Annotated in this window: 3 protein-coding genes; all 3 read left to right on the top strand. The window is 68.7% G+C overall.

Features of this window, described 5'->3' with window-relative positions:
* Positions 1-7 precede the first annotated feature (7 nt).
* The 3 genes from ACN469_RS09375 (at position 8) to ACN469_RS09365 (ending at position 11,533) form a co-directional block, all read left to right on the top strand.
* On the top strand, positions 8-8,998 hold the full coding sequence (locus tag ACN469_RS09375) for a non-ribosomal peptide synthetase (protein WP_498766303.1): 8,991 nt from the start codon (positions 8-10) through the stop codon (positions 8,996-8,998).
* An 87-nt stretch (positions 8,999-9,085) separates the two neighbouring features.
* Positions 9,086-10,309, top strand: coding sequence for an alpha-hydroxy acid oxidase (locus ACN469_RS09370; protein ID WP_498766297.1), 1,224 nt, complete (start codon positions 9,086-9,088; stop codon positions 10,307-10,309).
* Positions 10,310-10,783: 474 nt separating this feature from the next.
* Positions 10,784-11,533: a phosphoadenylyl-sulfate reductase gene (locus ACN469_RS09365; RefSeq protein ID WP_498766295.1), complete on the top strand. Its 750-nt coding sequence runs from the start codon at positions 10,784-10,786 to the stop codon at positions 11,531-11,533.

Below are 11,533 nucleotides of genomic sequence, written 5' to 3'. Positions count from 1 at the left end.
CCGCGAGCTGCCCTGGACGGGCGCCTTCCACGAGCGCTTCGAGGCACAGGTCGCCCTCACTCCCGACGCCCTCGCCGTCCTCGACGACTCCTCGTCCCTCTCCTTCCTCCAGCTCAATCAGCGCGCCAACCAGCTCGCCCACCTGCTGCGCTCGCGCGGCGTCGGGCCTGAAGTCCGCGTCGCCTTCTGCTTGGAGCGCTCCGTCGACTCCCTCGTCGCCCTCCTCGCCATCCTCAAGGCCGGCGCCGCCTACGTCCCTCTCGACTCCGCCTACCCTCGTGAGCGCCTGGCTTTCATGCTCCAGGACTCCGGCGCCCCCTTCGTCCTCACCCAGTCCCACCTCCTGCCTCGTCTCGACTCGGCCTCCTCCACGCCGCTCTGCCTCGACGACGCCGCGCTGCGCGCTTCTCTCGCCGCGCTCCAGGACTCCAACCCGCCTCGCGTCACCCTCCCGTCTCACCTCGCCTACGTCATCTACACCTCCGGCTCCACCGGACGTCCCAAGGGCGTCATGGTCCACCACTCCTCCGTGGTGAACCTCCTCTCAGCCCTCTCTTCTTCCGTCTACGCAGACGTCCAGCAGCCCCTGCGCATCTCCCTCAACGCGCCCCTCTCCTTCGACGCCTCCGTCAAGCAGCTCGTCTTCCTCTCCCTGGGCCACTGCCTCTGCTTCGTCCCCCAGGCCGCTCGCGAAGACGTCCCTCTGCTTCTCTCCTGGATTCAGAAGCACCAGCTCGACGTCCTCGACTGCGCCCCTTCTCACCTCCGCCTCCTCCTCGACGAAGGCCTCGCGGACTCTGGCCGTCCCCTCCGGGTCCTCATCGGCGGTGAGGCCATCGACGACTCCCTCTGGGCCACTCTTGCGTCCGCGCCCTCGCTGAGCGCCTTCAACGTCTACGGCCCCACTGAAGCCACCGTCGACACCACCGCTCTCGCCATCCGCTCCTCCGAGCGTCCTTCTCTGGGTGGGCCGCTCTCCAACGTCTCCACCTTCATCCTCGACGCTTCTCTCCGGCCCGCCCCTATCGGCGTCCCTGGCGAGCTCTTCATCGGTGGTGACGGCCTGGCTCGCGGCTACCTTCTCCGCCCGGACCTCACCGCCGAGCGCTTCGTCCCCAACCCCTTCAGTGCCACGCCTGGCGCTCGCCTCTACCGCACCGGTGACAAGGCCCGCTGGCTCGCCCATGGCCACCTCGAGTACCTCGGCCGCATCGACTTCCAGGTGAAGCTGCGCGGTTTCCGTATTGAGTTGGGTGAAGTCGAGGCCGCTCTCGAAGCCCTGCCCTCCGTCCACCACGCCGCCGCCCTCGTCCGTGAGGACGTCCCGGGCCTCAAGCGCCTCGTCGCCTACGTCACTCCGGCTTCCGTCGACACCTCGGCCTTGCGCGCGGAGCTGCTGCTCCACCTCCCCGAGTACATGGTGCCGTCGACCTTCGTCGCCCTGGACGCCTTGCCCATCAATACCCACGGCAAGCTCGACAGGAAGGCACTCCCGGTTCCCGACTCCGGCCCCACCGACTCCTTCGTCGCGCCTCGCAATCCCACCGAGGAACGCCTCGCCGCCATCTGGGCCGAGGTTCTCCACCTCGACTCCGTCAGCGTCACCGACGACTTCTTCTCCCTCGGTGGACACTCCCTGCTCGCCACCCAGGTCGTCTCTCGCGTCCGCAAAGCCTTCGACGTCGAGCTACCCTTGCGTGCGCTCATCGAGGCACCGACCGTGGGTGAGCTGGCGGTGCGAGTCGAAGCGGCTCGGGGAGAGACGCCGGCCAACACGCGGCCTCCGCTCGTGGCGGTGCCTCGCACCGGACCGCAGCCGTTGTCCTTCGCTCAGCAGCGCCTTTGGTTCCTCGACAGGCTCGATCCCAACAACGCCTCCTACAACATCCACTCGAGCAAGCAGCTCGATGGTGCCTTGGATGCCTCCGCGTTGGAGCGCGCGATTCAGGAACTCGTGCAGCGTCATGAGGCGCTGCGCACCTCGTTCCATGTCCAGGAGGACGGCACAGCGGTTCAGGTCATCCATCCGCGCGCCGAGCTGTCCGTTACCGTCACCGACCTCCGACACCTGACGGGCACGGCCCTGGACACGGAGATCGCGCGGCTGACCTCCGCGGAGGCCAAGACGCCCTTCGACCTGACGCGCTCACCTTTGCTGCGCGCGGCCCTGTTGCACGTGACAGAGGGGAGCCATGTGCTCCTCGTCACGGTGCACCACATCGTCTCGGATGGTTGGTCCAACGGCATCTTGTTGCGCGAAGTGGGTGCGCTCTATGAGGCGTTCTCCCAGGGGCTCCCGTCCCCGCTCGCGCCGCTGGAGTTCCAGTACGCCGACTATGCGCTGTGGCAGCGCGGCTGGCTGCGCGACGCGGCGCTGGAGCAGCAGCTCTCCTGGTGGAGGAAGCATCTCTCCGGTGCACCCCATGCGCTCGAACTGCCGACCGACCGACCGCGACCGCCCGTGCAGACCCAGGCCGGCGCGACGCTCCCGGTGCACCTGAGCACCGAGGTGTCAGAGGCACTGCGTGCGCTGTGCAAGCGCGAGGGCGTCACGCCCTTCATGGTGTTGCTCGCCGCGTTCCACACGTTGTTGGCGCGGTACTCAGGTCAGGACGACATCGTCGTCGGCTCGCCCATCGCGAACCGGCAGCAGACGGAGCTGGAAGGCATCGTCGGCTTCTTCGCCAACACGCTCGCGCTGCGTGCGCGGCTGACCGCGAGGATGACGTTCCGCGAGCTGCTGGCTCAACTCAAGGAGACGACGCTCGGTGCCTATGCGCACCAGGACGTGCCCTTCGAGAAGCTCGTCGATGAACTGAAGCCCGAGCGAGACCTGAGTCGGTCTCCGCTCTTCCAGGTGATGCTCGCCTTGCAGAACACGCCGCGTCAGCCTCGCACCGAGGCGCGCCGTGAGGAGCCGGCACCCGCACCGGGCCCCGTGGGAGTCACCCACGGCAGCGCCAAGTTCGACCTGTCGTTGTTGCTCGCGGACCACGGCGACGACATCAGCGGCCTGCTCGAGTTCAACACCGACCTGTTCGACCCGGACACCGCCCGACGCCTGGCCTCGCACCTGTCCCGGCTGCTGCAATCCGCCATCAGCGACCCCAACCAGTCACTGTGGCGGCTGCCGCTGCTCGACGAGCAGGAGCGTCACCAGTTCCTCGTCGAGTGGAATGACACCTCACGCGAGTCGCACACCGTCACCACGATGCACGGGCCCTTCGAGGCCCAGGCGCTCCGCACGCCCAACGCCATCGCCATCTCCGACGGCACGCACTCGCTCACCTACGCGGCCCTCGATGCCCGCGCCAATCAGCTCGCCCGTCATCTCGCCTCGCGTGGCGTGGCTCCTGGCGGCGCTGTCGGCATCTGCCTCGACAAGTCTCTCGACATGGCCGTCGCCGTCCTCGCCACCCTCAAGGCCGGCGCCTTCTACGTCGCTCTCGACCCCAACTACCCCGCCGAGCGCCTCGCCTTCATGCTCGCGGACACCCGTGCGCCTGTCGTCCTCACCCACTCCCAGCTCGCGTCCGTTCTTCCCTCCGACACCAGCGCACGCTTCGTCCTCGTCGACTCCGAGTCCGACGCCATTTCACGCCAGTCCACGCAGGCTCCTTCCGTCCTCGTCTCCACCGAGGACATCGCCTACGTCATCTACACCTCCGGCTCCACGGGCATCCCCAAGGGCATCGTCATGCCCCACCGTGCCCTGAGCTTCCTGCTCGCCTGGCAGATTCGTCAGTCGCTCAACCCTCGCGCGGTGACGCTCCAGTTCGCCTCCCTCAACTTCGACGTCTCCATCCAGGAGCTCTTCGCCTCCTGGTGGGTGGGCGCCCATGTCGTCCTGCCCACTGGCGGCCTGCGCCAGGACATCCCCGCGCTGCTCGACTTCATGCACCGTCAGCAGGTGGAGCGACTCTTCCTTCCGTTCGTCGCACTCCAGGCCATGGCGGACTCCGTCTCTCACGGCGCCACCCTTCCCTCCGCGCTTCGCGAAGTCGTCACCGCCGGAGAGCAGCTCCAGGTCAACGCCACGTTGGCGTCCTTCTTCGAGCGGCTCCCCGGCAGCGTCCTCGAGAACCAGTACGGCCCCTCCGAGGCCCACGTCGTCTCCGCCTTCAGGCTCCAGGGTGCACCTTCCGCATGGCCTCGCCTGCCTTCCATCGGCTCGCCTGTCGGCCACACCCAACTCTTCGTCCTCGACCCGCTCGGTCAGCCCGTCCCCATCGGCGTCGCGGGTGAAGTCTTCGTCGGCGGCACCCACCTCGCTCACGGCTACCTCGCTCGCGCAGACATCACCGCGCAGTCCTTCGTCCCCAATCCCTTCTCGGGGGTGCCCGGCTCTCGCCTCTACCGCACGGGCGACTCCGCGCGCTGGAAGGCTGACGGCACCCTGGAGTTCCTCGGCCGCCTCGACTTCCAGGTGAAGGTGCGTGGCTTCCGCGTCGAGTTGGGCGAAGTCGAGTCCGTCCTCCGCACCGCCCCCGGCATGCGCGACGCCGCAGCCGTCGTCCGCGAGGACGTCCCCGGCGACAAGCGCCTCATCGGCTACGTCGTCCTCTCTCCCGACACCGCCCTCGACTCCGAGGCCCTGCGCACCTTCCTCCTCAAGCGTCTGCCTGAGTACATGGTGCCCTCCGCCTTCATCTCCCTGGCGGCACTCCCCCTGACTCCCAGCGGAAAGCTCGCTCGCAAGCTGCTTCCCGCCCCCGACGCCGACACCCTGCGTGGCGACTCTTCCTTCGTCGCTCCTCGCACTCCCGAGGAAGAGAAGCTCGCTTCTCTCTTCGCTACCGTCCTCCGCCTGGAGCGCGTCGGCGTCACCGACAACTTCTTCGCCCTCGGTGGCCACTCCCTCCTCGCCACCCAGGTCATCTCCCGCATCCGCTCTTCCTTCGGCGTCGAGCTTCCCCTCCGCGCTCTCTTCGAGGCTCCCACCGTCGCCTCCCTCGCCGCTCGCATCCTCGCGGCCTCCACAGAGGGCTCCACCGCTCAGCCTCCTCCCATTCTCCCGGTGCCTCGCTCCGGCCCGCTGCCCCTCTCCTTCGCCCAGCAGCGCCTCTGGTTCATCGACCAGCTCCAGCCCGGCTCCTCCACCTACAACATGCCCTCCTTCGTTCGCTTGGACGGGCAGCTCGACATCATCGCTCTCCAGCTCAGCTTCGATGAGCTCGTCCGCCGCCACGAGGCGCTCCGCACGACGTTCTTCGAACTGGATGGTCAGCCGTTCCAGCGCATCACGCCCGAGGGTGACCTCCCGCTGGTGCGTGTGGAGCTCCGAGGCCTTGACGGGGAGGCCACGCAACACGAAGTCCAGCGCAGACTGAAGGAGGAGTACCAGCGGCCCTTTGACCTCTCCACGGGTCCGCTCATCCGCGCTCAAATCCTGGAGTTGAGCGACACCGAGCATGTGCTCGCGCTCAACATGCACCACATCGTCTCCGACGGTTGGTCCATGGGCGTCCTCATCCAGGAGGTCGCCGCCCTCTACGACGCCTTCTCTCACGGCAGGCCGTCGCCTCTCGCGCCCCTCTCCATCCAATACGCCGACTACGCGGTCTGGCAGCGCGGCTGGCTCCAGGGTGCGGTGCTGGAGCAGCAGCTCGCCTACTGGCGCAAGCAGCTCACGGGCGTTCTCCCGCTGGCGCTGCCCATCGACAAGGCTCGGCCTCCGCTCCAGACCGTCCGAGGGTCCACGCTGCCGGTCTTCCTCTCGAAGCCCGTCGCGGCGCAGCTCAAAGCCCTCGGCCAGCGTGAAGGCGCCACGCCGTTCATGCTGCTGCTCGCGGCATGGCAGCTCCTGCTCTCCCGCTACTCGGGCCAGGAGGACATCGCCGTCGGCTCGCCCATCGCTGGCCGCCACCGCTCGGAAGTCGAAGGGCTCATCGGCTTCTTCATCAACACGCTCGTGCTTCGCTCCCATGTCGATTCACGTGCGTCCTTCCTCCAACTGCTGCGACAGGTGAAGGAGTCCGCGCTGGGTGCGTATGCCCATCAGGACATCCCCTTCGAGCGGCTCGTCGAGGAACTCCAGCCCGCGCGCGACATGAGCCGCAGCCCGCTGTTCCAGGCGCTCTTCGCGCTTCAGAACACGCCCGAGTCCGCCGTCCAGAAGACGGAGCTGACGCTCAGTCCTGTGGACCTGGGCAGCGTCGCTGTCACCGCCAAGTTCGAGCTTCAGTTGAACCTGACGGAGACGTCCGAAGGTGTCTTCGGAGGGCTCGGCTACAACTCCGACCTCTTCGAGCGCTCCACCATCGAGCGCATGGCGCGGCACTTCGAGCTGCTCGTCGAGTCCCTCGTGGCGCGGCCCGAGGCCCCGCTCTCCGCGCACGCCATGCTGACCAACGAGGAGCGGCGAAGCGTCCTCGTGGACTGGGCCTCGGCTCCCGCGCACGTCTCGCCCGACTCCACCATGCCCGCTGTCTTCGCCGACGTCGTCGCTCGCGCTCCCGACTCCGTCGCCGTCCTCTTCGGTGACGCCTCCCTCACCTATCGTCAGCTCGACGAGCGCTCCAACCAGCTCGCCTGGCACCTACGCTCGCTCGGCGTCACCACCGACTCCCGCGTCGCCATCGCCGTCGACCGCTCCGCCGAGCTCATCATCTCCCTCGTCGCCATCCTCAAGGCCGGCGCCGCCTACGTCCCCCTCGACACCAAGTACCCGCGCGAGCGCCTCGCCTCCATGCTCGTGGACGCTCAGCCCCAGGTCCTCGTCTCCACCCGCGCCTTCCTCGACAAGCTGCCCGCCGACGGACTGACGTGTGTCCTCTTGGACGAGGTCTCCCTGGCCACCAGCTCCACCCAGGCCCTTCCTCCTTCCGCGCTCCCCGCGTCGCTCGCCTATATCGACTTCACCTCCGGCTCCACCGGCAAGCCCAAGGGCGTCGGCTGCACCCACAGCGGTGTCATCCACACGCTCATCGGCATCGACCACATCCCCTTCGGGCCCGAGCAGACCCACCTCCTCCTCGCCCCCATCTCCTTCGACGCCTCCACCTTCGAGATCTGGGGCGCCCTGCTCCATGGGGCTCGCCTCGTCGTTCTTCCTCCCGAGACCCCCTCACTGGAAGAGCTCCTCCAGACAGCGGCCCGTCACGCCGTCACTTCCCTCTGGGTCACCAGCGGCCTGTTCTCCCAGCTCGTCGAGAGCCGCCTCCCCGCGCCCCCTTCCCTTCAGCGCCTCCTTACCGGTGGCGACGTCGTCTCGCCGCTCCATGTCCGCCGCGCGGTGCAGGACTGGGGCATCCCGGTCACCAACTGCTACGGCCCCACCGAAACCACCGTCGTCGCCACCACCTTCTCCGTCTCCCGCGCTGACGACATCGGGGCCTCCCTCCCCATCGGCAGAGCTACCAACGGCACCCGCCTGCTCGTCCTCGACGCCTCGCTCCAGCCCGTCCCCATCGGCATCGTCGGGGAGCTCTTCATCGGTGGTGACGGCCTCGCTCGCGGCTATGTCGGCCAGCCCGGGCTCACCGCCGAGCGCTTCGTCCCGGACCCCTTCTCCTCCGTTCCCGGTGCACGCCTCTACCGCTCCGGAGACCTCGTCCGCTGGAGCCATGACGGAACGCTCGCCTTCATCGGTCGCGCCGACGCACAGGTGAAGGTGCGCGGCTTCCGCATCGAGCTGCCTGAAATCGAAGCCGCGATGCTCGCGCACCCGTCCATCCGCGAAGCTGTCGCCATCGCGCGTGAAGACGTCCCCGGAGACAAGCGCCTCGTCGGCTACTTCGTTGGTGACGACCTGGACGCCGTCTCCCTGCGCGCGTTCCTCAAGGCTCGACTCCCCGAGTACATGGTGCCGTCGTTCCTGCTCCGCCTGGACGCGCTCCCGCTCACCTCCAACGACAAGGTTGACCGCAAGGCACTGCCTCCTCCCGAGGCCGTCCTCTCCGCTCCTTCGGCCGCCCACGTCGCGCCTCGCACTCCCACCGAGGAGCTGCTCGCCTCCATCTGGGCGCAGGTCCTGCGCGTGCCCCAGGTTGGCGTCACGGACGACTTCTTCGAACTCGGTGGACACTCGCTCCTGGCCATCAAGCTGATGGCTCGGATTCGCGAACGCACCGGTGTCTCGCTTCCCGTCACCGCGCTCTTCCAGGGCTCCAGCATCGAGCGTCTGGCTCCGTTCCTGGAGCAGCAGCAGGACGGCACGCGCGCCACGCCGAACCTCGTTCGCCTCGACTCGGGCACCTCCACCGAGCGCCCGCTGTTCCTCGTCCACGGCGGCGGCGGCAGCGCGCTGGGCTACACGGAGCTGGTGCGTCAGCTCGCCCCGAGCCGGCCCATTCAGGGCCTCTCCGCGAGCGGCATCGATGGCGGCGAGCTGCCTCCCGCGTCCGTCGAGATTCTCGCGCGCGACTACCTCTCCCAGCTTCGCGCCGTGCAACCCCATGGGCCCTACCTGCTCGCGGGCTGGTCGTTCGGCGGCATCGTCGCCTACGAGATGGCGCGTCGACTCCAGGCCTCGGGCGAGCACGTGGAGCTGCTGGCCCTGCTCGACAGCCATGCCCCCAAGCCGGAGCCGCGACCGACTCCGGATGCGCTCTCGCAGCTCGCGGCCTTCGGACAGGTGCTCGGACTGCCGTGGCGAGAGCTCCCGGTGGACCCGGAGCGACTGGCCCGCCTCGAGGGCCGGGAGCGACTCGGCTACCTGCTGGAGCTGACTCGCCGCGCCTCCACGCACGCCATCGACCTGGACGTCGACGCGGCTGAGCGCCTCTTCGCCCTGTATCAGCGACTGAGCGAGGCCCAGCGCAACTACGTCCCCACGGGCGCGCGGTACGAAGGGCCCACCGTGCTCATCAAGGCCGCGACGCCTCCGCCGGGTCTCATCGTGACGGAGGACCTCGGCTGGAGTGCGTGGCTCGCCTCCTCGCCGACGGTGTACGAGACGCCGGGAGACCACTACACGATGCTGCGCGCTCCCCACGTCACGCCCCTGGCCGACCTGTTCGCTCGCCTCCTCGCCGCGCTGAAGCGAGACGCGGCGTGATGCACGCGCGCCGCGCGCCCGCTATCGTCAGCAGGTCCGCCTCCGGAGTGGCCGCTCCGGAGTCAACGTCCCGAGGGAGCACGCATCGTGATTGTCAGCATCGATGACCTGCGCCAGCGAGCACGGCGGCGGCTGCCTCGAACCGTCTTCGACTACGTGGAGGGTGCCGCCGACGACGGCTTCACCGTCGACGCCAACCGGCGGGGCTTCGAGCGCTATCTCTTCCGGGCCCGCACGCTGGTGGACGTGAGCAAGGTGGACCACTCCACCTCGCTGCTCGGGGAGAAGCTGGCCACGCCCATCATCCTGGGGCCCACGGGGCTCGCGGGGCTGCTCGCGCCTCGTGGCGAGGAGCTGGCCGCGAAGGCCGCGGCGAGCCGAGGCACCGTCTTCACGCTCAGCACCATGTCCATCGGCACCATCGAGGAGGTGGCCGCCGCGGCGCCCGCGCCGCTCTGGTTCCAGCTCTATGTGTGGAAGGACCGGGGCGTCACCCGCGCGCTGGTGGAGCGCGCGAAGGCGGCGGGCTACCGCGCGCTGTGCCTCACGGTGGACGTGCCCGTCATGGGCAACCGGGAGCAGGACCGGCGCAACGGCTTCACCCTGCCGCCCCGCGTCCACTTCTCCAACGTGATGGACGTGCTGCGCCACCTGGGCTGGGTGCTGCGCATGTCGTCGAGTCCGCGAGCCACCTTCGGCAACTTCGTGGACCATCCCTCGCTGACGCGCACGGATGCGGTGGGCATCGCCCGCTTCACCAACAGCCAGTTCGACGCGTCGGTGACGTGGAAGGACGTGGAGTGGCTGCGCTCCATCTGGTCCGGGCCGCTCGTGCTCAAGGGCATCTCCTGCGCGGAGGATGCGCGGAAGGCCGTCTCGCTGGGAGTCGAGGCCGTCATCGTCTCGAACCACGGAGGCAGACAGCTCGACTTCCTCCCCGGCGCCATCGACGTGCTGCCGGAGGTGGTGGACGCGGTGGAAGGTCGCTCGGAGGTCATCCTGGACGGAGGCATCCGCCGAGGCTCCGACGTGGTGAAGGCCATCGCCATGGGCGCGCGCGCCTGCATGGTGGGTCGTCCGTTCCTCTATGGGCTGGCCGCTGACGGGCAGGCGGGCGTGGAGCTGGCGCTGGACATCCTCACCGCGGAGATCGACCGCACGCTCGCGCTGCTGGGCCAACCCCGGCTCGCGGAGCTGGACCGCTCCGTGCTGCGCGTCGATGCCCCGGCCACGCTGGAACCCATCAAGTCTTCCGCTCGACGGGAGACATCCACCGTCACGCCGCGGGTGGGTGGGACACACGACACCTGAGTTCCCCGGTGGCCAGGAGGGCAGGTTGACGAGGCGCTGTGATAGCCGTTAGCTTGTGAATCCGTGCTGATGCCTTCCACTCCGATGGCCGCGCTGTTCCGCCGCTGCCGTCGGTCGTGTGCCTGTTGTGCCCTCTCGGGCCTGGGCTGTTGAAGCGCGCGCCGGAAGCTTCCTGATTCCCTCCGCGCCTCGCCCGGCCCCACCTCCGTCTCGAGGTCTGGGTCTGTTCCGCCGTTTCCCGCTCACCGCTTCCCGACGCGCTCTCATGCACCCCGCCTCCACCCAGCCGACCTCGATGCAGCAGGCGCCCCACCGGGCCCGCTGTGCGTGCTGTCTGGCGTGTGCGGTGTGTCCGCATGAAGGCGGGCCCCGAGCCTCGAGGAGTGGATAGCAGCACCACCCACCTCCCCTGCTCGCGCGGCCCGCCCTCGAAAGAGGCGCGGGCCTTCTGTTTTTCATCCCCTGGAGTCCACCGTGTCCGCCTCGTCGTTCCCCACTCCTCTCGGAATCACCCGCGAGCCAGCAGCGCTGCTCGCGGAGGCCGCGTCGCTCGAAGCCGCCTCCGCCGAGGAGATTCTCGTCTGGGTGGAGCAGCGGCTCGGTGCGCGCGCCGCCATCGCCTCCAGCTTCGGCGTGGAGGACATGGTCCTCATCGACCTGGCGCGAAAGCACGCGCCCAGCCTGCGCGTCTTCACCCTCGACACCGGTCGCATGCCGCCAGAGACCTACGAGCTCATCGAGGTCGTCCGCAATCGCTACGGCATCCCGGTGGAGACCTACTTCCCGGAGCGAGGCCGCGTCGAGGCGCTGGAGTCGACCCAGGGCTACTTCTCGTTTCGTCGGAGCCTCGATGCACGCAAGGAATGTTGCGCCATCCGCAAGGTGGAGCCCCTGCGTCGAGCACTGCAAGGCCGCGACGGCTGGGTGACGGGGCTGCGCCGTGAGCAGTCCATCAACCGCACGGACGTCGCCGTCGTCGAGCACGACCGCGAGCACGGCGGACTCATCAAGCTCAACCCGTTGGCGTCGTGGAGCCGGCAACAGGTGTGGACGTACATCCAGACGAACGCCGTCCCGTACAACGCCCTGCATGACCGGGGCTACCCGTCCATCGGCTGCGCGCCGTGCACGCGCGCGGTGAAGCCCTACGAGGACGAGCGCGCGGGCCGCTGGTGGTGGGAGTCCCGCGAGCACAGCGAATGCGGCCTGCATCCCGTTCGGTGA

Source organism: Corallococcus terminator (assembly GCF_049194865.1).
In the GTDB taxonomy this organism is placed as follows: Bacteria; Myxococcota; Myxococcia; order Myxococcales; family Myxococcaceae; genus Myxococcus; species Myxococcus terminator_A.
The sequence above is the reverse complement of the archived record's forward strand: the minus strand, read 5'-3'. Positions and strand labels throughout refer to the sequence as shown.